At 68.5% G+C, this 21,593-nt stretch carries 19 protein-coding genes; 16 read left to right on the top strand and 3 right to left on the bottom strand.

Annotated elements, in window-relative coordinates; translation table 11 throughout:
- Positions 1 to 93 precede the first annotated feature (93 nt).
- The 10 genes from M3G03_RS11115 (at position 94) to M3G03_RS11070 (ending at position 12,630) form a co-directional block, all read left to right on the top strand.
- The gene (locus M3G03_RS11115) at positions 94 to 1,674 is read left to right on the top strand and encodes a dolichyl-phosphate-mannose--protein mannosyltransferase (RefSeq protein ID WP_259810000.1); all 1,581 of its coding nucleotides are present in this window, start codon (positions 94 to 96) and stop codon (positions 1,672 to 1,674) included.
- Positions 1,675 to 1,705: 31 nt separating this feature from the next.
- Positions 1,706 to 3,124 carry a uracil-xanthine permease family protein gene (locus tag M3G03_RS11110; RefSeq protein ID WP_259809902.1) on the top strand — a complete coding sequence of 473 codons (1,419 nt, stop codon included), beginning with the start codon at positions 1,706 to 1,708 and terminating at the stop codon, positions 3,122 to 3,124.
- A 42-nt stretch (positions 3,125 to 3,166) separates the two neighbouring features.
- Entirely contained in the window at positions 3,167 to 4,240 is a 1,074-nt protein-coding gene (locus M3G03_RS11105; RefSeq protein ID WP_259809901.1) for a sugar kinase, read from the top strand.
- Positions 4,241 to 4,460: 220 nt separating this feature from the next.
- Positions 4,461 to 5,768 carry a lactate racemase domain-containing protein gene (locus M3G03_RS11100; protein ID WP_259809900.1) on the top strand — a complete coding sequence of 436 codons (1,308 nt, stop codon included), beginning with the start codon at positions 4,461 to 4,463 and terminating at the stop codon, positions 5,766 to 5,768.
- Positions 5,769 to 5,917: 149 nt separating this feature from the next.
- Positions 5,918 to 6,793 (top strand): ATP-dependent sacrificial sulfur transferase LarE, encoded by an 876-nt coding sequence (larE, locus tag M3G03_RS11095; RefSeq protein ID WP_259809899.1) that lies wholly within the window; start codon positions 5,918 to 5,920, stop codon positions 6,791 to 6,793.
- A complete protein-coding gene (larB, locus tag M3G03_RS11090) occupies positions 6,793 to 7,467 on the top strand; it encodes a nickel pincer cofactor biosynthesis protein LarB (protein ID WP_259809897.1) in 675 nt (224 codons plus the stop codon). Before larE ends, larB begins: the two co-directional genes overlap by 1 nt.
- Complete coding sequence (gene larC, locus M3G03_RS11085; protein WP_259809896.1) at positions 7,460 to 8,803, top strand: nickel pincer cofactor biosynthesis protein LarC; 1,344 nt, start codon at positions 7,460 to 7,462, stop codon at positions 8,801 to 8,803. The genes larB and larC overlap by 8 nt, the downstream gene beginning before the upstream one ends.
- Entirely contained in the window at positions 8,800 to 9,834 is a 1,035-nt protein-coding gene (locus M3G03_RS11080) for a LacI family DNA-binding transcriptional regulator (protein WP_259809894.1), read from the top strand. Before larC ends, M3G03_RS11080 begins: the two co-directional genes overlap by 4 nt.
- Before the next feature lie 4 nt (positions 9,835 to 9,838).
- Positions 9,839 to 11,260: a glucuronate isomerase gene (gene uxaC, locus M3G03_RS11075; protein ID WP_259809891.1), complete on the top strand. Its 1,422-nt coding sequence runs from the start codon at positions 9,839 to 9,841 to the stop codon at positions 11,258 to 11,260.
- Complete coding sequence (locus M3G03_RS11070; protein ID WP_259809889.1) at positions 11,257 to 12,630, top strand: mannitol dehydrogenase family protein; 1,374 nt, start codon at positions 11,257 to 11,259, stop codon at positions 12,628 to 12,630. Before uxaC ends, M3G03_RS11070 begins: the two co-directional genes overlap by 4 nt.
- A 3-nt stretch (positions 12,631 to 12,633) precedes the next feature.
- On the opposite strand, the gene M3G03_RS11065 is transcribed toward M3G03_RS11070, so the two are convergent.
- On the bottom strand, positions 12,634 to 13,926 hold the full coding sequence (locus M3G03_RS11065; RefSeq protein ID WP_259809888.1) for a serine/threonine-protein kinase: 1,293 nt from the start codon (positions 13,924 to 13,926) through the stop codon (positions 12,634 to 12,636).
- Between the two features lie 92 nt (positions 13,927 to 14,018).
- Here M3G03_RS11065 and M3G03_RS11060 point away from each other — a divergent pair, with 92 nt between their 5' ends.
- Positions 14,019 to 15,182 carry a hypothetical protein gene (locus M3G03_RS11060; RefSeq protein WP_259809887.1) on the top strand — a complete coding sequence of 388 codons (1,164 nt, stop codon included), beginning with the start codon at positions 14,019 to 14,021 and terminating at the stop codon, positions 15,180 to 15,182.
- Positions 15,183 to 15,186: 4 nt separating this feature from the next.
- Positions 15,187 to 15,654: an SRPBCC family protein gene (locus tag M3G03_RS11055; protein WP_259809885.1), complete on the top strand. Its 468-nt coding sequence runs from the start codon at positions 15,187 to 15,189 to the stop codon at positions 15,652 to 15,654.
- 77 nt (positions 15,655 to 15,731) lie between these two features.
- Here the strand turns inward: M3G03_RS11055 and M3G03_RS11050 are convergent, their stop codons facing one another.
- Positions 15,732 to 16,760 (bottom strand): lactonase family protein, encoded by a 1,029-nt coding sequence (locus M3G03_RS11050; RefSeq protein ID WP_259809884.1) that lies wholly within the window; start codon positions 16,758 to 16,760, stop codon positions 15,732 to 15,734.
- A 78-nt stretch (positions 16,761 to 16,838) separates the two neighbouring features.
- Here M3G03_RS11050 and M3G03_RS11045 point away from each other — a divergent pair, with 78 nt between their 5' ends.
- Genes M3G03_RS11045 through M3G03_RS11030 form a run of 4 tightly spaced genes read left to right on the top strand, consistent with a single transcriptional unit; the run spans position 16,839 to position 20,118 of the window.
- The gene (locus M3G03_RS11045; RefSeq protein ID WP_259809882.1) at positions 16,839 to 17,510 is read left to right on the top strand and encodes an ArsR family transcriptional regulator; all 672 of its coding nucleotides are present in this window, start codon (positions 16,839 to 16,841) and stop codon (positions 17,508 to 17,510) included.
- Positions 17,507 to 18,541, top strand: a complete 1,035-nt coding sequence (locus M3G03_RS11040; protein WP_259809880.1) for a low molecular weight phosphatase family protein — start codon at positions 17,507 to 17,509, stop codon at positions 18,539 to 18,541. Before M3G03_RS11045 ends, M3G03_RS11040 begins: the two co-directional genes overlap by 4 nt.
- A 52-nt stretch (positions 18,542 to 18,593) precedes the next feature.
- Positions 18,594 to 19,076 carry a MerR family transcriptional regulator gene (locus M3G03_RS11035; protein ID WP_259809879.1) on the top strand — a complete coding sequence of 161 codons (483 nt, stop codon included), beginning with the start codon at positions 18,594 to 18,596 and terminating at the stop codon, positions 19,074 to 19,076.
- On the top strand, positions 19,054 to 20,118 hold the full coding sequence (locus M3G03_RS11030) for an aldo/keto reductase (protein ID WP_259809878.1): 1,065 nt from the start codon (positions 19,054 to 19,056) through the stop codon (positions 20,116 to 20,118). Before M3G03_RS11035 ends, M3G03_RS11030 begins: the two co-directional genes overlap by 23 nt.
- A gap of 4 nt (positions 20,119 to 20,122) precedes the next feature.
- On the opposite strand, the gene M3G03_RS11025 is transcribed toward M3G03_RS11030, so the two are convergent.
- Positions 20,123 to 21,370 carry an APC family permease gene (locus tag M3G03_RS11025; RefSeq protein WP_259809876.1) on the bottom strand — a complete coding sequence of 416 codons (1,248 nt, stop codon included), beginning with the start codon at positions 21,368 to 21,370 and terminating at the stop codon, positions 20,123 to 20,125.
- Positions 21,371 to 21,593 lie beyond the last annotated feature (223 nt).

Genomic DNA, 21,593 nt, shown 5'->3' with positions numbered 1-21,593 from the left:
GGGCCGGTCACCGACGATGACGTCGAGGCCGAGTCGCTGCAGCCGCTACCGGTCGGCCAACCGCTGGTCCCCCGCCACACCCTCCAGAGCACGATTGAACGCCTCCAGGACGGGCCACCGAGGGATCGTCTGACCAGCTGGGTTGTCACCCTGGCCATCACCCTGTTCGCCTTCGGCCTGCGCCTGTGGCACCTCGACTTCCCCAAGAAGGTCGTCTTCGACGAGACCTACTACCCCAAGGACGCCTGGGGCCTGCTGCACAAGGGGTTCGAGTACGACCTGGTCGAGAAGTCCAATGACCTGCTCGCTGCCGGGCAGACCACCGCGCTGTTCAAGCAACCACCCTGTGGACGCAGCAATGCCATCGACGGCATCTGCTCGGCCTACGTGGTGCATCCGCCGCTGGGCAAATGGCTCATCGCCTCCGGGGAATGGCTATTCGGCATGAACTCGTGGGGTTGGCGGGTGCCCTCGGCGGTCTTCGGCTCGCTGATGATCCTGCTGGTGATCCGGCTGGCGCGACGCCTGGGCCGTTCCACGATGGTCGGTGCGATCGCCGGCATCCTGCTCTGCTTCGACGGGCTGCAGTTCGTGATGAGCCGCATCGGTCTGCTCGACATCTTCCAGGCAACCTTCCTGGTGGCCGCCGTGGCGGCGATCGCCGCCGACCGCGACTGGTTCCGCCACAAGCTGGCCGACCACCTGATCGCCACCGACCAGGCCGACCTGGGGGGACGGTACGGGCCGAGCCTGTGGGTGCGTCCCTGGCGCATCGTCGCCGGAGTGATGTTCGGCTGCGCGACCGCTGTGAAGTGGAACTCGATCTACGCCCTGGCCGCGTTGGGGGTGCTGACCGTACTGTGGGATGTCTCGGCCAGGCGCCTGGCCGGTGCCCGCCGCAAGTCCTGGTGGGCGCTGCTGGGTGACGGCCTGCCCGCCTTCCTGTGGATGGTCATCCTGGCGGTCCCGGTCTACATGGCCAGCTGGATCGGTTGGTTCCGCACCGCCGGAGGCTGGGACCGGCAGTGGGCCGTGAACCCGGACAATGCCGGCTCGGTGCTGTCCACCCTGCCGAACTGGCTGGGGTCCTGGCTGCAGTACCACCGCGAGGTCTACCAGTTCCACACCGGTGACTTCATCAACAACGCCAAGCACACCTACGAGGCGCACCCGGCTGGGTGGCTGATCATGGCGCGCCCCATCGGCATTGATGCCCAGAATGGCATCAAGCCGGGCGAGCAGGGCTGCGAGGCGGTCAACGACACCTGCCTGCGCGTGATCTCCGGGCTGGGGACGCCGATCCTGTGGTGGCTCTGCCTGGCGGCCCTGATCGCGGGGCTCATCTACTGGGTGGCCGAGCGCGACTGGCGCTTCGGGCTCCCCGCCACCGCAGCACTGGCGATGTACCTGCCCTGGTTCCAGTACACCGAGCGGCCGCTGTTCTTCTTCTACGCGATCTGCATCATCCCCTTCACCACCATCTGTCTGGCGTTGTGTCTGGGCAAGCTGATCGGATCGGCCGGGGACCCGCACCGAAAGCGAAACTCGTGGATCGCCTCCAGCCTGGTCGGCGCAGTGGCGTTGAACTTCGCCTTCTTCTTCCCGATCTACACCGACCAGCTGATCACCCGCAAGCAGTGGCAGCTGCGGATGTGGTTCGGGTCCTGGATCTGATCATCCGGAGCCATCTGGTTCAATTCAGGGCGTGATCTGGAAGCTCCACAACAACGGGACCCTCGAGCCGGGCGCAGTCGTCGCCCCTGATGAACGACTGGGGTGGGGCAAGACCATCGGCCTGGGCGCCCAGCATGTGGTGGCCATGTTCGGCGCCACCTTCGTCTTCCCTCTGCTGATGGGGCTGAACCCGCAGCTCGCGGTGATGATGAGCGGTTTGGCGACCCTCGCCTTCCTGGCGGCCACGCGGAACAGGATTCCCAGCTACCTGGGTTCCTCGGCGTCCTTCGTGGGCGTGGCGACCACGATCTACGCCCATGGTGGCAAGCCCAATGACCTCACCGGCGCCCTGCTCTGCGTCGGGCTGGCCCTGTTCATGGTCGGCCTGGTGATCCACTTCGCGGGGGCGCAGGTGATCCATCGCGCGCTGCCGCCGGTGGTGACCGGGGCGGTGGTGATGTTGATCGGTTTCAACCTGGCCCCCGTCGTTGCTGCGGAGTACTGGCCCCGTGACCAGTGGACCGCGCTGATCGTGATGGTGGTGGTCGTGATCCTGTCGGTCGCCCTGCGCGGCTTTCTGGGACGCATCGCGATCTTCCTGTCGCTGGTCCTGGGCTACCTGTTCAGTGCGGTGCTCGACCGGGTCCTCGGGCCGCTGACCACGACCGTCCACGGTCAGACCCAGACCGGCTACCGCGTCGACTGGAGCGGCGTCCGCCAAGCCGACTGGTTCGGGCTGCCGCCGGTGACCAACCTGGACACCTGGGCGCTGGGCGCCAGGACCAATGTGGTCGGCTTCCACTGGCCTGCTTTCCACCCCGCGTTCATCCTGTTGGCGCTCCCGGTGGTGATCGCGCTGATCGCCGAGAACACCGGGCACGTCAAGGCCGTTGCGGAGATGACCGGCCACAACCTGGACCAGCAGATGGGCACCGCCATCGCCGCCGACGGCGCCACCTCGACCATCGCCTCACTGGCGGGCGCCGGGCCGACCACCACCTATGCGGAGAACATCGGCGTCATGGCGGCAACCCGGGTCTATTCAACGGCCGCCTATGTGGTCGCCGCGGTGGTGGCAATCCTGTTCGGGCTCTCCCCCAAGTTCGGCGCCATCGTCTCGGCCACCCCCGGCGGAGTGCTGGGCGGGATCACCGTCGTGCTCTACGGCATGATCGGCCTGCTCGGCGCCAAGATCTGGAAGGAGAACAACGTCGACTTCGGCAACCCGGTCAACCTGGTGCCGGCTGCCGCAGGGATCATCATCGGCATCGGCAATGTGTCGCTGACGTTCTCCAAGGACTTCACCCTGGGCGGCATCGCGCTTGGGACGATCGTCACCATCGCGGTCTACCACCTCGCCCACTGGTTGGCCCCCCACGAGTTGTCCGATGCCGCCGGGGGTACCAACCTCGTGCTGGATGCGCCCGGCATGTACCGTGATGAGGACTGAGCCCAGATCGACGCTCGGGGGACGCAAGGAGGTCGCAGCCCGATGAAGCTTCGTGACGATGCCCGGTGGGCACTGGTGGTTCCGACGTCCATGGGGGTGCGGATCACCCCGGAGAACCGGCAGCCGGTGCACACCTCGAACCGTTACCTGATGCAGGCCACGTCGGCGGAGTCGAATGTGGCCTCCATCCCTTCCCACCTGGGTCTGCCGGTCAAGGTGTTGACCCGCTTCGTGGAGGACTCCCCCATCTCGGCCTTCATCAAGGCCGACCTGCGCGCCCGTGGCATGGACTACGAGGGACCGGATGTTCCCCAAGGGGATGCCTGGGGCAATCGCCACCAGTTCAACATCGCCGACTCCGGCTACGGCGGTCGGGCTCCGCGCGTCTGGAACGACCGCAGCGGTGAGGTCGGCCTCGACCTGGACATCGCCGACTACGACCTGGAGCTCCTCTTCGGCGAGGAGGGTGTGAAGATCCTGCACCTGTCGGGGCTGGTGGCGGCGCTGTCACCGAAGACCTCGACCTTCTGCGTCGAACTGGCCCGCACGGCCCGCGAGCACGGCACCGTGATCAGCTTCGACCTCAACTACCGCAAGTCCTTCTGGCAGGGACGCGAGGAGGAGCTGCGCCAGGCCTTCCACGACATCGCCGAACTCTGCGACATCCTCTACGGCAACGAGGAGGACTTCCAGCTCTGCCTGGGCATCCAGGGCCCCGAGGCCGGTGGCAAGAGCATCGAGGAGGAGACCGAGCTCTTCAAGGAGATGATCGGACGCATCCGCGAGGCCTTCCCCCAGACCCACTACATCGGCACCTCCCTGCGTGAGGTGGTCTCGGCCAACCAGCACCGCTGGGGCATGATCCTGTGGGGCGAGGGCGACTTCAACGTCGCTCCGCTACGCGAAATCGACGTCCTCGACCGCATCGGCGGTGGGGACGGCAGCATCGGCGGCGTCCTCTACGGCCTGCTGCGCGGCTGGACGACCGAGCAGTGCATGCAGTTCGGCTGGGCGACCGGTGCGCTGGCCGCCACCTCGCTGCACGACTACGCCGCCCCCGCCGACGAGGCCCAGGTCTGGTCGATCTGGGAGGGCAACGCCCGCGTCCAACGCTGACGTTCTCCCCGCCCGCCTTCCCGCGTTTGCACGTCATTCATGTTCCTGCCCGCGATATGTCGCAGGCAGGGGCATGAGAAGCGTGCAAACGCTGAAGGGGGCGGCGGGGGCTGGGGCGGCGAGGGGCGGGGGCTGGGGCGGCGGACGAGCACCGCTGCAATCCATGGCAACCGGCTGCATCCGAGACGCCCAGAGGTCGGCGGAGGGTACCTTCATCGGCATGACCACCCTCTACCCGGGGCTCGAGGACGCCGCCTCCGTCGGCGGACCGAACCAGACCCTGACCGAAGGCCAGATCCGCGAGTTCGTCCTCGACCAGCTCGGCGGCTATGACTTCGACGGCAGGCGGGTGACCCTGGTCGTCCCCGACGGGACCCGCCACGCCCCCGTGGCGCAGGTCGCCAAGCTCATCCACGAAGCCCTCGGGAGCCGCCCTGTGGGCGTCCGCGTGGTGATCGCGCTGGGCACCCACGACTACATGGACGACGAGGCGATCGCCAAGCTGATGGGCTGCCAGCCCGGTCGATTCGAGGAGACCTACCCCGGGTGGACCATCACCAACCATGACTGGCGAAATGAGACAACCTTCACCAACCTGGGCACCATCCCTGCCGAACGCATCGCCGAACTCACCGAGGGTCGGCTGACCGACCGCCCGATGACGGTGCTGGTGAACTCCCTGGTCGTGGACACCGACATCTCGCTGGTGCTGGGGCCGGTGCTCCCCCATGAGGTGGTCGGCATCTCGGGGGGCAACAAGTACTTCTTCCCCGGTCTGTCCGGGCACGACGTGATCGACATGTCCCACTGGGTGGGAGCCCTGATCACCAGCTACGAGATGATCGGCTCGGTCGGCATCACGCCCGTGCGGCAGATGATCGACGCTGCTGCCGAACTGATCCCCTCCACCAAGCTGCTGCTGGGCATGATCGTGAAGCCGGGGACCAACGACCTGGAGTTCCTGTCCTTCGGTGACACCCGCTCCTCCTGGGAGGCCTGCGCGGAGGTCTCGAGCCAGGTCCACGTGAAGTACGTGCCCGGCCCCTACAAGCGCGTCCTCTCGATGATCCCCCCGATGTATGAGGACATGTGGACCGGCGCCAAGGGCTTCTACAAGCTCGAACCCGTCGTTGCTGACGGAGGCGAGCTCATCATCTACGCCCCCCACATCACCCAGGTCTCGGTCATGCACCCGGGGATCGAGGAGATCGGCTACCACAACCGGCAGTACTTCGTCGGCCAGTGGGATCGCTTCAAGGACCATCCCTGGGGCGAGCTCGCCCACTCAACGCACCTGCGCGGGCTCGGCGACTACGACCCGCAGACCGGGGAGGAGACCCATCGCGTCACCGTCACCCTGGCCACCGGCATCCCCCGCGAGGTCGTCGAGAAGATCAACCTGCGCTACCTCGACCCCGCTGAGGTCGACATCGCCGCCCTGATGGACGACCCGGACACGCTGGTGGTCCCGAATGCGGGTGAGCTGCTGCACCGCACCGACGACCAACGGGGACGCCTGCCAGCCTGAGCGCCGCCGGTGACCGGCGGGGATGAAGGCAGGGCCGGGACTTCGGGAACGATCCCGGCGAATGCAACTCACGGCAACCCAGACTGTGGCACGGTATCCACAGGTTCAATGAGGATGCGCGAGCAGCAGGGCAACTGACAGGACATCCCATGCAGCAGATCGAAGTCGACACCCCGCTCCCCAGCGAACTCCAGGCCATCGCCGACGCCGTCGCGCGTGACCTGGTGGACGCCGGAGCCGGGCGGGTGGGTGTGGCCTACTCCGGTGGAGTCGATTCGACGGTGCTCGCTGCCCTGGTCTCGCGCGCAATCGGGGCGCAGAACACCGTGCTGCTGCTGGGGGTCTCCCCGTCACTGGCCCGGCGTGAGCGGCGCCTTGCCCACCGGCAGGCCGACCAGCTCGGCCTGCCGCTGATGGAGGTCGCCACCGACGAGCTGTCCAATCCCTCCTATGCCAGGAACCCGGTGGACCGCTGCTACCACTGCAAGGACGAGCTCTTCACCATCCTTGGCACCCGCGTCGTCCGGGAGTTTGGGCTCGACGCCATCGCCTACGGCGAGAATGCTGATGACCGCCAGCGCCCCGACCGGCCCGGAAGTCGGGCTGCCGCCGAGCACCGGGTACTGCATCCCCTGGCCGCCGCCGGAGCCAGCAAGGCCCAGGTGCGCGCCATCGCCTCCGCGCTGGGCCTGGCCAGCGCCCTCAAGCCTGCCGCCCCCTGCCTGGCCAGCCGCATCCCGCATGGCCAGGAGGTGACCGCCGACAAGCTCCACGCCATCGACCTGGCTGAGGACGCCGTGCTGGACGCCGGTTTCTCCGACTGCCGCGTCCGCCACCATGGCTCGATCGCGCGCATCGAGGTGCCGATCGACGAGTTCGCCCTCCTCAGCGACGCGACCCGCCGTCAGGAATTGCTCCAGCGGGTCCGCGCCGCCGGATTCGACCACGCCACCCTCGACCTGGCCGGCATCCAGTCCGGGACCTTCACCCTCTCCCTCCTGTCCCGCCAGCCGGAGGCGCAGTGATGTTCACCCTCGACTTCGACCGCTTCCAGCGCCGCGGCTACCCCGAAGCCGTCTTCTGCCCCGGCAAGTCCGTCGAGCAGGTCCGTGCCATCGCCCATGCCTGGGCTGACAAGGCCAGGGACGCCGACAGCCCGCTGGGCACCGTCTTGTTCACCCGCGCCTCCGCCCAGCAGTTGGACGCCCTCGGCCAGGAGCTCGACTCCCCCTTCATCGATCACACCGCCGGCCTCGCGGCCTGGCCCGCCGAGCCGCCCACGACCACCGGTGGCCGGGTGACCGTCGTCTGCGCGGGCACCTCCGACCTGCCGGTGGCCCGCGAGGCGGCCCACACTGCCCGCTACCTGGGTCGGGAGGTCACCGAGATCGTCGATGTCGGCGTGGCCGGGCTGCACCGCATCCTGTCCCGGGTCGAGGACCTGCGCAGCGCCGAGGTCATCGTCGTGGTCGCCGGCATGGACGCCGCCCTGGTGCCCGTCGTCGCCGGTCTGGTCAGCTGCCCGTTGGTCGCGGTCCCCACGTCAGTGGGCTACGGCGCCGCCTTCGAGGGCGTCTCGGCACTCCTGTCCATGCTCAATTCCTGCGCCCCCGGGGTGGGCGTGGTCAACATCGACAACGGCTACGGTGCCGGCCACCTCGCCGCCCAGATCGCGGCCCCCAGGAGCCACCATGCATGACCCGGCGGCCCACTCCTTCACCACCGCCGACGGCCAGCAGGTCCCCCTCGGCGAACGCATCACACCTACCTCCATTGCCCCCGACCGGCCCACCGACCGCCACCTGTGGATCGACGCCTCGCAGGGCGCTGCCGGCGACATGCTGCTCGCCGCGCTCATCGACGCCGGCGCCGACGCGGGGTCGGTGGCGGCTGTCCTCGAGCTGGTCGCTCCCGGAGCCCTCCACCTCCAGACCCGTCAGGTGATGCGCGGACCCTTTCGTGCCCTCAAGGTCGACGTGATCGCCGACGAGCCCCATCCGCCGACTCGCCACCTCAGCGACGTGGCCGAGTTGCTGCACGCCGAGGGCGTCCCGGAGGTGACCAGCGCACTGGCTCTCACGGCCTTCACCGCCATCGCCCAGGCCGAGGCTGCCGCGCACGGCACCAGCGTCGAGGCAGTCCACTTCCACGAGGTCGGCGCCCTCGACTCCATCGGCGACATTGTGGGTGTCGCCGAGGCCGCCCGGACGCTCGGAGTCGGCCGGGGCTCCAGTTCTGTGGTCGCCGTCGGCACCGGTACCATCACCACCCAGCACGGGGTGCTGTCCGTGCCTCCACCGGCCGTGATCGAACTGGCCCGCGGCTGGCAGGTCGAGTCCGGCGGCCCACCGGAGGCCGGCGAGCTCACCACCCCCACCGGCATGGCCCTCATCCGCGCCCTGTGCGACACCGTCGAGGCGCTCCCCCCGCTCACCGTCGAATCGATCGGCACCGGCGCCGGGAGCCGCCTCCGCCAGGACCGCCCCGGGGTGGTCCGGGTGGTCCTCGGCACCCCACCCGCCGCAGAAGCCACGGCCCCCGGCCCCCACGAGGTCGCAGAGGTCTCGGCCAATGTGGACGACCTCGACCCGCGGCTCTGGCCCGACGTCCTCGATCGCCTGCTGCAGGCCGGCGCCGTCGACGCCTGGCTGACCCCGATCATCATGAAGAAGGGTCGCCCCGCCCACACCGTCACCGCGCTCGTCGCCCCGGCCACCGCCGAGGCCGTGGCCCGCGCGATGGTCGAGCACACGTCCACCATTGGGGTCCGCATCGCCCAGCCCGCACACCGCCACGTCCTGGACAGGGCCTGGGTGCCGGTCGACCTCGACGGTCACCGGGTCCGCATCAAGGTCTCCGGCGACGGGGCCCGAATCCAGCAGGCGACCCCCGAGTTCGTCGACGTCGCCGCTGTCGCCACCGCACAGTCCCAGCCACAGCGCTACGCCCTGGCCCGTGCGAATGCTGCCGCCTGGGCGGCGGGGTTGCGTCCCGGGGCGCCCTGGCCCACCACCGACGGGGGCCAGGGGTCATGACCGCACCGAAGCGGCGCAAGCAGGTGACCATCTACGACGTGGCGGAGGCCGCCGGAGTCTCGCCCTCGACGGTGTCGCGCACCTTCTCCCGCCCCGGGCGGGTCAATACCCAGACCTCGGCGCTGATCCGCGAGACCGCCGCCCGGCTGGGCTACCGCAGCAAGCCGGTCATCGCCCCGGAGATCGGCGTGACGAAGCATTCTCTGGCGCTGGTGGTGGCCGACATCACCAACCCGGTCTACGCCCACATCATGCGGGGCTTCCAGCAGGAGGCCAGCGAGGCGGGCTACACCGTCCTGCTCCTGGACACCCAGGAGGACGGGCAGGCCGAGTACGACCAGATCCAGTCCATCCTGCCGCTGGTGGACGGTCTCGCGCTGTCGGCCTCCCGGCTCACCGATTCGGCGATCAACCAGGTGGTGAAGATCGTGCCGGTGGTCGCGACCAATCGCGTCGTCACCGGCGTCCCCTCCGTGATTCCCGATTCCGGACGCGGCATGCGGCGGGCGGTCGAGCACCTCGCCGAACTCGGCCACAGCCGCCTCACCTACCTCCCGGGCCCGGAGGCCTCCTGGGCCAATGGCGTGCGCTGGCGGGCGGCCGCGGACGCCTGCCACGAGCTGAGCATCCCCCTGCGTCGCACCGGTCCGGGAGCGCCCTCGGTGCAGGGTGGCGTGCAGGCGGCCGAGCAGTGGCGAGCGCACCCGACCACCGGCGTCATCGCCTTCAACGACATCATGGCGATCGGTTTCATGAAGGCCGTACAGGCCATGGGCCTGCGCATCCCCGAGGACGTCTCGGTGGTCGGCGTGGACAACTCGATCTCCTCGGTGCTGACCAGCCCCACCCTGACCACGGTCTCACCCCAGCCCAGCCTGATCGGGGCACGCGCTGCGAAGGCCCTGCTCCACCAGCTGCGCCATCGCAGCTCCTCCATCCCCGAAACGATCGTGGTGCCCATGGGTCTCATCCCACGGGAGTCCTCCGGACCTGCCACCGCACAGCCACCAGTCATTCCCAACGAAAGGTAATTCCATGCCAGCGGCCCCCCTCTCCCCGCATCCTGACCGGCTGCTGCCGGCAGAGCCCGCTGTCCGCGAGATCGCGCGCGAGCTGTACCGGTCTGTGGCGGGGCTCCCGATCATCTCCCCGCATGGCCACGTCCCGGCCGAATGGCTCGCGGACAACGAACCGTTCTCCGACCCGACCAGCCTGCTGCTCACCCCCGACCACTACACCAACCGGATGCTGCACTCCGCGGCCGGGGTGGACCTGGCCGAGCTGGGCGTCCCGGTCGGTAGCCCGATGGGTGAGGAACAGTCGCGGGCGGGCTTTCGCGCACTCTGCGAGAACTGGAAGGTTCTGCGCGGCACCCCGGTCCAGTTCTGGTTCGAATCGGAGTTCCACGATGTCTTCGGCGTCCGGGTGCGGCCCTCCGCGGAGACCGCCGATGAGATCTATGACCAGATCGCGGACTGCCTGGAGCGTGACGAGTTCCGGCCCCGCGCCCTCTACGAACGCTTCGGCATCGAGGCCATCGCCACCACCGATGACCCCTGCTCCGACCTGTCCGCGCACCAGAAACTCGCCGCCGACCCGACCTGGCAGGGACGCGTGATGCCGACCTTCCGACCCGACGCCTACCTGGAACCCGCCCGCCCCGCCTGGCGCCAGCTCACTGCCGATCTGGCCCGGGCCACTGATGTTGACATCGTCGACTATGCCTCCCACCTCGAGGCGATGCGCACCCGCCGCCAGTTCTTCAAGGACAACGGCGCGGTCTCCACCGACCACTCCCATGCCGATGCCGGCACCGAGCGGCTCTCCGACGTGCGCGCGGAGGAGCTGTTCACCCAGGCCATGGCCGGAACCATTGCCAGCGCCGATGCTGACGCGCTGCGACGCCACATGCTCAATGACCAGGCCCGCCTGGCGGTCGAGGACGGGCTGGTGATGACCCTGCACCCCGCCGTCCACCGCAACCACGACCGGGCCACCTTCGAGCGCTTCGGCGCCGATGTGGGGGGCGACGTGCCCCAGGCGGTGGAGTTCACCCGAGCGCTGCAGCCCCTGCTGTCGGCCTATGGCAACGCCGAAGGATTCCACCTGGTCGTCTTCACCATGGACGAGACCGTCTTTTCCCGTGAGCTCGCGCCGCTGGCTGGCTGGTATCGCGGCATGTTCGTCGGCGCCCCGTGGTGGTTCATCGACGAGGCCGACGCGATCATGCGTTTCCGCCGTTCGGTCACCGGTTATGCCGGTTTCGCCAAGACGTCCGGGTTCATCGATGACACCCGTGCCTTCTGCTCCATCCCTGCCCGCCACGATGTCTCCCGACGGGTCGACGCGGCCTTCCTGGCCAGTCTGGTGGCCGAGCACCGCCTCGCCATGGACGAGGCGCTCGACACCATCGTCGACCTCACCATCACCCAGCCCAAGGAGGTGTTCAAGCTGTGACCGCCCTGACCCGTGCCGATTTCGGACGCCCCGCAGCCCCCGTTCGTATCGTCCACCTCGGGCTCGGCAACTTCACCCGGGCCCACCAGGCCTGGTACACCGAGCACGCCCCGGACGCCCAGGACTGGGGCATCGCCGCCTTCACCGGCCGTCGCCCCACCATGTCGGACCTGCTCACCCCCCAGGACGGCCTGTACACCCTGATCACCCGGGGCGCCGATGGCGATGCCCTGGAGCTCATCTCCTCGGTGGTGCGGGTCCACCCGGCGCACGACAGCGCGGCGCTTCTGGGGTACTTCGCGTCCCCGGAGCTGGCGATCGTCACCTCGACGGTCACCGAGGCCGCCTACTACCGCCGCCCCGACGGCTCGCTGGACACCGAGGACCCGGCGATCGCGGCAGACCTGGCGACCCTGCGTGATGGCGAGGGCGAGCTGGCCGACCGTGACGTCACCACTCCCCCGGCTCGGATCGTCGCCGGCCTCCTGGCCCGACGCGCGGCTGGTGCCGGCGCGTTGACGGTGCTTCCCTGCGACAACCTGCCCGACAACGGTGCTGCCTTCGGCCGGGTGGTGCGCGAGGCCGCCCAGGCGGTCGACCCCACCCTGGTGCCGTGGCTGGAGCAGAACGTCTCCTGGGCCACCTGCATGGTCGACCGGATCACCCCGGCCACCACTGAGGAGGAGATCGTACTCGTCGAGCAGGCCCAGGGTTACCGCGATGCCGCCCCCGTCCCCACCGAGCCGTTCTCCGAATGGGTCATTTCCGGCGAGTTCCCCGCCGGGCGTCCGCAGTGGGAGGCCGCTGGCGCACTGCTGGTCGATGAGGTCGAGCCCTACGAGCAGCGCAAGCTGTGGCTGCTCAACGGAGCGCACTCCCTGATGGCCTATGCCGGGCCCATCCTGGGGTGCGAAACAGTCGCTGAGGGCATCAACAATCCGCTCCTGCGCAGCTGGGTGCAGCAGTGGTGGTCCGAGGCCGGGCAGGGGTTGCAGATCGGGTGGAAGGACTACGCCCACGCACTGCAGGAGCGTTTCGAAAACCCGAACATCCGCCACCTGCTTGCCCAGATCGCTGCCGACGGCTCACTCAAGCTGCCGGTGCGCATCGCCCCCACCGTGCGCACCTGGCGCGCCCGGGGCGAGATGCCGAAGGCTGCAGTGGTCGCGATCGCGGCCTGGTTGCTGCACCTGCGCGGTCTGGGAGCGCCGGTCAAGGATGCACGTCAGGACGAGGTCATCGCGATGGCAGCAGGTGAGCTGGCGGAAGCTGCCCAGAAGGTCGTGGGCTTCGTGGAACCCGAACTGGTCGACGACCACGAGTTGGTGGAGGCTGTCCTCACCGAGGCGGCCTCTCTGCAGCAGCGCTGAAGCTCAACCGCCCATCAGCAGCAGGGCTATCGCGATGCACGCCAAGCCCACCAGGACCAGCCCCCAGCCCGACCAGGCAGGCCAGGCGCCGATCCTGGTCAGGACGCCGCCGTTCGGCTGGGCAGCGATCCCCCCGACGAACTGCTGGGGGCGCGATGGCTGACCGAAGTGCCCACCTCGCGGCATCCCCGGTGGCGGCGGCGGCAACACCAACGTGCCGCCGGGGCCCTGGGTCGGCGGGTACATCGTGCCCGGGCTCTGTGCGTGCAGCGCTTGGGACGCAGACCGTCCGGTGCTGGGGCTGTTCTCCCCCCAGCCCGGGGCGGGGCGATGCTGGTTCTGGCCGGCGGTCGGCTGCATCGGGAACTGCTGGCCTGCGGGCAGGGTTGAGGCCGTCGCGCCCAGCGGGATGACGTCCGAACGCACCGTGGTGCGGTTGGCGTAGAGGTCGGGTCCGGCATCAGTCCAGCCCTCGGGCCAATCCGGGATGCGGTCGGGAATGACGATCGGTCGGGGAGCGGAGGGCGGCAACGGGGTGGCGAGCAACTTCTCACGGGCCTCGCGCGCTGTCTGGGGACGGCGGGTCTCCTCGTCGAGCAGCTGGGCAATGTACTGGCCCATCGGCAACGCGGCCGCCGCTGGCGGGATGGTCGGCACCCCCTCGGAGGGAGGGCGGCGTCCGGTCAGCATCTCGAGCAGGACCACGCCGACGGCATAGATGTCCTGCTGCGGCATCGGGTCGGCGCCGTACTGCGCCTCGGGGGACATGTAGCCGGGTGTGCCAATCACTTCGGACGCACGGGTCATCCGTGGGTCGCCGATCGGCGCGGCGATGCCGAAGTCCGACAGGTAGATGAAGGGCTCACCGCCGATGGAGGTGGCGGTCGGCTCCAGCAGGATGTTGGCCGGCTTGATGTCGCGATGCACGAGCCCCTGGTCGTGCACGGCCGTGAGGGCGTCCAGCAACTGCCTGGTGATGCTCACCGCCCAGGCCGGCGGCAGCGCGCCCTCCTCCTTGATGATCTGGGCAAGCGAACCACCACGGATCAGGGGCATGGTGAACATGACCTTGTCATCCTCACCGACCCAGCCCAGCGGAGTGATCACATTGCGGTGCTCAACTCGCCAGCTGGTCTCACGCATGAAGCGGAGCAATGAATCAGAGTGGGACTGCTTGAGGACCTTGCCAGCGCGATACTCCTTCTGGCGCTGGTCCCAGACACGCCAGATGACGCCGCCACCCCCGCTGGCCAGCGGGTCGACGAGCTCATAGCGACCCGCAAACACTTCACCCATCGAGCCCATACTGCCATCTTTCGAGGCCATCGCGCTTTTCCTGCTCCCTGATGAACCGGGACTGGACCGCGATTCCGTCTAGGATGAGGCGCATGACTCGACCGCTGGTGCCCGGATGGAGGCGTCCCCTCGCGGCAGCTGTGGCCGGAGCCCTACTGCTGCTGGGAGGCTGTTCGGGCGACGGCGACGACGAGAAGGAGGTCCTGGGCCCCCGCGTCAAGGGCACCAGCTCCTCCTCCGAAGCTCCGGTCCTGCAGAGCGGCGACAGCTGGGACAACCTCGGTGCCACCAACACCGACGACGGTGTGCGGAGTTACTCCATCGAGCGCGAGGCCGACAAGGAGTCGGTCCAGATCGCGGTGAACACCTTGATCGCGAATGGCTCAGAGGACGGCATCACCGTGGAGTTGAAGACTCCCACGGGCCACAGCTGCGGGACGGACTCCGATGAGTCGGCGAGCTACAGCAAAGCACTGCTGCTCAGCGCCGCTGCCGTGTCCGACACCGACGACGAAGAATGCCTGAACTCCAAGCGGCTCATCGCCACCGTCAAGCGAAACTCCAAGAACAGCTCCGGATGGCTGGACTTGCGCCTGCGGCTCTTCAAGGCCCCGCACGTCGATCCGGAGAGCTTCCCCGACCCGCCGGAGTCGACGGACGATGAGCCCCTCGCCTTCGGGGCGACTGTGGCCAAGGCCGGTGGCACCTGGATGTCTGACGCGGTGGACGTGAGCGGGCAGACCATCAATTCGGAGGTGGCCAACGGCGCCATCACCACCTACAAGACCGCCATCAAATGGGGCGAGGGCCTGAAGGTCCACGTCAATTTCCCGGATGTGCCACCGAGCATCATGCCGGAGGTGGAGAAGAACAAGGTGCGTGGCTTCGTGGTTCTGCTCGGCCCCGGCGGCTCACAGCAAGAGTCCGAGGATGTCGACCTGACCAGCCCCTCCAGCATCCCGATCAACCTCCCGATCGCCAGCATCAAGAAGCGCTCAGACAATGCGGCGTACCAGGGGACCTATACGATCGTCATCGGGGTGCGCAGCGAAACTCCTGCAGACGTGAAAATCCCGTTCTCCCTCGTCAGCAAGCCTTATGGCGAGGCAAACGGCGCCCTGGGGCCCGAGACACCGCTGGAGGTCGTGACCTCCACCAGCACACCGCAGCCGCTGCTCTGGGGCCTGTTGGCGACTGGAATCCTGCTGACCCTGGCCGGAGCCGCCCAGGTGGTGCTCCACCGCCGCCACGGGTGACGCCATGGTGGACCTGCCTCCCTGTGAACAGCGCGTGGTCCGCGCCAGCCGCGTGGTGAAGGCCGCGCCGGGGACGATCTTCGAGCTGATCGCCGACCCGAACCAGCAGCCCACCTGGGACGGCAACGACAACCTCCGTGCAGCCCACGACTCGGGACGAGTCCGCGGTGTGGGTGAAGCTTTCCTGATGGAACTCACCCATGACGGGTCACTGCGCGAGAACCACGTGGTGGAGTTCGAGGAAGGTCGGCTGATCGCCTGGATGCCCGGCGACGTCGGCGCCCCCCGTGCTGGCCACCTGTGGCGCTGGGAGCTCGAGCCGGTCGAGGGTGGCACCCTGGTCACCCAGACCTACGACTGGCGCGGTCTCGACGAGACACAGCGACGCCGCATCAAGCGTGCGCTGCGCACCACTCCGGAGATGCTGCAGGCCTCGGTCGACCGCCTGGCCGAACGCGCCGAACGCCGCTGAGAGTTGCTGCTTGAACCTGCTTCGTGGAGTTGCACCGACTGCAGTCGGTTCATCTGCACACAACAGGTTCGTCCAGGTCACACGAAGCGGACCCAGTTCGCGCCGGCACCCGACTCGGCACGGTCGATGAGCGTCCAGCTGCCGTCGTCAACGAGCTGGTACAGCCCCACCGCCCCGGACGCCTCTCCGGCCACCAGCAGGTGGCGTCCGTCGGGGGTGACGGCGAAGCCGCGGGGCTGGGATTCGGTGTCCGAGTCGGCCAGCACCCCACCCAACCCCCCCTCGGGACCCACGGAGACAGTCGTCAGGGTGCTTTCGGTGCGCTCCGAGCAGACCAGCAGCTGTCCGCCGTCGACCAGGTGCAGGTCTGCTCCCCAGATCAGGTGCTCTGCCTTCGGGTCAGCCCCATAGCGGCTGACCGTGAGCTCACGATGGGTGGCATGCCCCGGGACGCGTTCCTGCATCGTCAGGGTGCCGGTGTCAAGGTCGCGCGCGAACCGGATCGCCTCGCCGGTGAACTCGGTGAGCAGGTAGACATTGCGCTCGTCCTCGGAGATCACGAGGTGTCGCGGCCCGGCACCCTCCGGGGCCTCCACCACCGGCGGATCGAGCGGCTCGAAACTGGCGTCGGCGGCCAAGGCCACCTGGGCCACCAGGTCGTCGCCCAATGAAGCAAAGTAGGCGTGCTCCCCCGCGCGATCGGTGATGACGCTGTGCAGGTTGGCGTTCTCGATGCGCGACGGCGGGTTCCCGAGGACGCCATCGACCACCGGCCACGCGGATCCCCAGCCACCGTGGTAGCTGGCACCCAGCAGCACCGTTCCCTCGCGCGCCAGCCACAGGTAGGCCATGGTGTGCTCGACCTCACGGCGTCCCACTTCGGCCAGCTGGCCAGTGGATCGGTCGAGGCGCAGCGTGAGGATCGCCGGGCTCGGCTTCTTGGTGGCGCAGTAGACCAGGTCACGCTCGCGGTCGATGGCGAAAGTCGAGCAGCCCTCCCCGGCCTCTGACGTCGCACGCAGAGTGAGCCGATCATCCTCCACAGCGAAGGCGCTGATGGTGCCTGCCGTGGAGTTTCCGACCAGGGCGAGGTTCATGTCTGCCATGCAGCCACACTATGCGCCGCACCCTTGCGCGTCGCAGATTCGTGGCGCATGATTATCTCAACGAGCATTGAGGTAATCATGAGAGATCTGGCACTCCTGCACCGCGTCCTGAGCGAGCCCACTCGGCTGGCCATCGCCCAGCAGCTGCTGCGCGAGGATCTTGCCCCCGGCGAGATCGGCCAGCGGTTCGAGTTGTCGAGCAGTCTGGTGGCCCACCACGTGGCAGCCCTGGTCGACTCCGGTATCGCGCAGCGGCGCACCAGCGAGAACGATGCCCGACGAAGCTACCTTCGGCTCTCCCACCACGATCCCGCGGCCACCCAGCTGGTCACCGCCGGCCTGACCCACCACCTGCCGAATCGCATCGTCTTCGTCTGCACGAGGAACTCGGCGCGGTCCAAGCTCGCGGCCGCCCTCGGACGCCAGCAGTCGCTCCCGTGCATCGATGCCGGGACACGGCCCGCGCAAGCACCACACCCCCAAGCCGTTGCCCTCGCTGACAAGCACGACCTCGAGCTCGACGCACAAACGCACCACCTTGACGAGGTGCTGCAGGGCGACGACCTGCTCGTGGCCGTCTGCGACAACGCCCACGAGACCCTGCCCAGGTCCGCCCACCGCCTGCACTGGTCGATCCCCGACCCCGTCCCCCGGGGCAACGAATCGGCGTTCAGGGCAGCCCTCGACGAACTCTCCATTCGCCTACCCCACCTGTTGACCCTCCCACCCGACACCAGGAGCACCCGATGAACACCCAGTCACCCACCGTCCTGTTCGTGTGCGTCAAGAACGGAGGGAAGTCCCAGATGGCCGCCGCCCTCATGCGGCAGCTTGTCGGCGACCGCGTCACCGTCGAATCCGCCGGCATCCAGCCCGGCAGCACGATCAACCAGCAGTCAGCCGAGGCGATCGCCGAGATCGGTGGCTCGATGACCGAGTTCGCCCCTCAGCAGCTGACCGACGAGATGCTGCGCAAGGCTGACCGAGTCGTCGTGATCGGATCCGAGGCAGAGGTCACCCCTGTTGACGGCATGACGGCCCCCATCGAGGTGTGGGAGACCGATGAGCCCTCACTGCGTGGCATCGAGGGCATGGAACGCATGCGGCTGGTCCGCGACGACATCAACCGTCGGGTCCTCGAGTTGGCCATGGAGTTCACCGGCCAGCCCACCGACAACAGCGAGCGCTACCTGCGCATCGTGGAGGACCTGGGGCGCCAGTTCGACGGCACCTTCACCAACGACGAGGTGCGCCAGACCGTCCGGGACGCCCACGCGAAGCTGCTGACCAACCGCACCATCACCCTCCACCTGCCGGTTCTCGTGGAGCGCTTCGCCCGCGAGCAGCTGCTGGCCCGCGCCCGCAACGAGGGCAAGGAGCACTACCGCAAGCCTGAACTGGTTTTCGTCTGCGTCCAGAACGCGGGCCGCTCGCAGATGGCCGCAGCATTCGCCGAGCGTTTCTCCGAGGGACGCGTTCGCGTGCATTCGGCTGGCTCCCAGCCTGTTGACGAGTTGAACCCCGCCGTGGTCAGCGTCCTGGCGGAACGGGGCATTGAACTCACCGAGGCCTACCCCAAGCCGCTCACCGAATCCGTGCTGCAGGCTGCCGACGTCGTGGTCACTATGGGCTGCGGCGACTCCTGCCCGGTCATCCCCGGCCGGCGCCAGGAGGACTGGAAGGTGGCTGACCCCCACGGCGCCAGCCTTGATGAGGTTCGTACCATCGCCGATGACATCGAGGGACGGGTTCGCGGACTCCTGGGCGAGCTGCTGGATTGACCCGACCCCGGGCCTTGACCTGGAGTGCGCTCCAACTCCTAGCATCGGGGACATGACGAGGCAGCAACCCCTGGGGATAGCGCAGGTCTCGGCTCGAACCGGGTTGAGCAAGGACACCTTGCGCTGGTACGAGAAGGAGGGGCTGATCCCGGCCCTTCCCCGTGACTCTGCGGGCCGACGCGCCTTCGACGAGGCGTCAGTGCGGATCGTGGACCTGGTGGTGCGACTGAAGCGCACCGGCATGCCCATCGGTGCGATCCGGGAGTTCATCCAACTGGTGGGGCTTGGAGCCCAGTCCCATGGCAGACGCAGCCACTTGCTCCAGGCCCACAGAGATCGCATCCTGCAGCAGCAGCGGCAGCTCGCCGCCGATCTGGTGGCGGTGGAGGAGAAGATCCGTCACTACGAGGACCTGATCTCGGCTGGCCTGGACTGCGCGGGTGAGCCGGTGACCAACCACCGGGTCCTCGCGCTGCAACGTCTCCGCACCCTCGACCAGAAGGAGGACTTCTGTGACCACGCACCCGCTTCCTGAACCTCTCCCCCGCACCGAACTCAGCCGGGGCTTCACGGTGAGCGCCCTCGGCTTCGGCTGCATGGCCCTGAGCCATGTCTATGGCCCCACCGACCCGGACGAGGCAGTGCGTACCCTGCATGCGGCCATCGACCTGGGCGTCGCCTTCCTCGACACGGCGGATGTCTACGGCCAGCCACACACCGACGCCAACGGCGAGCCCATCCCGGGGCCAGCAGGCACGAACGAGGAGTTGCTGGCCCGCGTCCTCAAGGACCGGCGCGATGAGGTTCAGCTCGCCACGAAGTTCGGCATCACCGGTCGCATCGGCCCTGACGGGTCCACGGGCACTCGGGGTGACGCCGCCTATGTGCGCGAGGCCTGCGACGCCTCCCTGCGCCGGCTGGGGGTTGAGACGATCGACCTGTACTACATGCATCGTCGCGAGTTGGACCGTCCCGTCGAGGAGACGGTGGGGGCGATGGCTGAACTGGTCTCCGCAGGGAAGGTTCGCCACCTGGGCTTGTCCGAGGTCACCGGGGACGAGTTGCGCGCTGCAGCATCGGTCCACCCGATCGCGGCGGTGCAGAGCGAGTGGAGCCTGTGGTCGCGCGATGTCGAGGCCAAGGTGGTTCCGGCTGCCGCCGAGGTTGGCGCCGGCTTCGTGCCCTATTCGCCGCTGGGACGCGGTTTCCTCACCGGAACTCTCGATCGGGGCGCCGTGGCCGCAACCATGCTCAAGGGCGAGCCCCGCTTCGTGGAGCATTTCGACGCGAACCAGCAGGCGGTGGACGTGATTCGCGAGGTCGCCGCTCGGTACGGGGCCACTCCAGCCCAGATCGCACTGGCGTGGCTACTGGCACAAGGTCCTCGGTTCGGCCTGGGTGTGGTGCCCATCCCGGGGACGCGCCGCTCGGCGCGGGTGGCCGAGAACGCGGCCTCAGTCGCTGTTCGCCTGGACGAGGATGACCTCTCCCAACTCGACGCCGTTGCCGACCGCGTCCAGGGGTCGCGCAACCTCACCTTCACCAGCAAGGGATGGATCTCCGCCGACCGGGAGTGACCGCTCACTTCGACGTGCGCAGCATGGCGCGTCCCGCCAACCCGACGGCCAGCACGACCACTCCGGTGACGAGCACCCGCCAGGTGAGGGTGGCGACCAGCGCGAGGCACAGAATGACCCCGAGCACCTGCAGGAACTTCGGGTAGCGACGGTTCTCGCGCTGGTGCAGCGCGGAGATGTTGGCGACGGTGTAGTACAGCAGCACGCCGAAGCTGGAGAAGCTGATCACCTCGCGCAGGCTCCCGGCGAGCACGAGGACGCAGACGATTGCTGCCAGCACCACCTCGGCGCGATGCGGCACCTTGAACTTCGGGTGGGTGGCCGCCAGCCAGGTGGGCAGGTCGCGTTCGCGGGCCATCGCCAGGCTGGTGCGTCCGATGCCAGTCATCAGGTTGAGCAGGGCCCCCAGGCAGGCCAGGGCTGCTGCAGCGGTGACCACCCAGGGCAGGATGCCGCTCGGGTCGAGTCTGCTGGCGGCATCGAAGACCGGACGCGCGCTGCCTGCGAGGGCGTCCGGGCCGAGGCGGTCGAGCAGGGTGAGGCCGACAATCACGAAGGTGGTCAGCGCGATGCCCAAGGCGATGATGATGGCGCTGGGGATGGTGCGCTCGGGGTCGCGGACCTCCTCGCCCATGGTGGCAATGCGGGCGTAGCCGGCAAAGGCGAAGAAGAGCAATCCGGCGGCCTGCAGCACGCCCAGGGCGCTGGTGTCGCCGGTGAGGTGCAGGTCTGGCAGCTGGTGCGCACCGCCCCTGGCGAGGTTGGTGATCGCGAAAACCGCCAGAACGGTCAGCACGATGGCGACGATGATGCGAGTCGCGAGCGCGGTGCGGGTGACGCCCCGGTAGTTGATGGACGCGAGCGCCAGCACGGCGGCGACGGCGATCAGCCGCTGCACCCAGCCATGCGGTGAGACGTAGGCGGCAAAGGTGAGCGCCATGGCGGCACACGAGGCGGTCTTGCCGATCACGAAACACCAGCCCGCGGCAAAGCCCCACCACGGGCCGAGCTCCTCGCGTCCATAGACATAGGTGCCGCCGGCCTTCGGGTAGACGGCCGCGAGCTGGGCGGAACTCGTGGCATTGCAGAAGGCAACGATCGCTGCCAGCACGAGGCCGAGCAACAGGCCGGTACCCGCGGCGTGGGCGGCGGGGGCGAAGACGGCGAAGACTCCGGCGCCGACCATGGAACCGACGCCGATCGTGACGGCGTCGGGCAGACCGAGGCGGCGTTCGAGTGTGGAGGAGGTCACGGGCGCTCAGGCTAGGGCGCTCGGGTGTACGACGGGTGAACGGCGCACCCGAGCTGGGCCACTACGACCGGGCGGGCGTGGCGGGGGCGTTTTGGTCGGCCCCACTGGGTGGAGAGGCCCGGGGGCCGGGTGCTACTCTGGATGACGCTGCTAAGGCAGCAAGGGGCTATGGCGCAGTTGGTAGCGCGTCTCGTTCGCAATGAGAAGGTCAGGGGTTCGAATC

It is taken from the genome of Aestuariimicrobium sp. p3-SID1156, assembly GCF_025144225.1.
GTDB lineage: Bacteria > Actinomycetota > Actinomycetes > Propionibacteriales > Propionibacteriaceae > Aestuariimicrobium.
The sequence above is the reverse complement of the archived record's forward strand: the minus strand, read 5'-3'. Positions and strand labels throughout refer to the sequence as shown.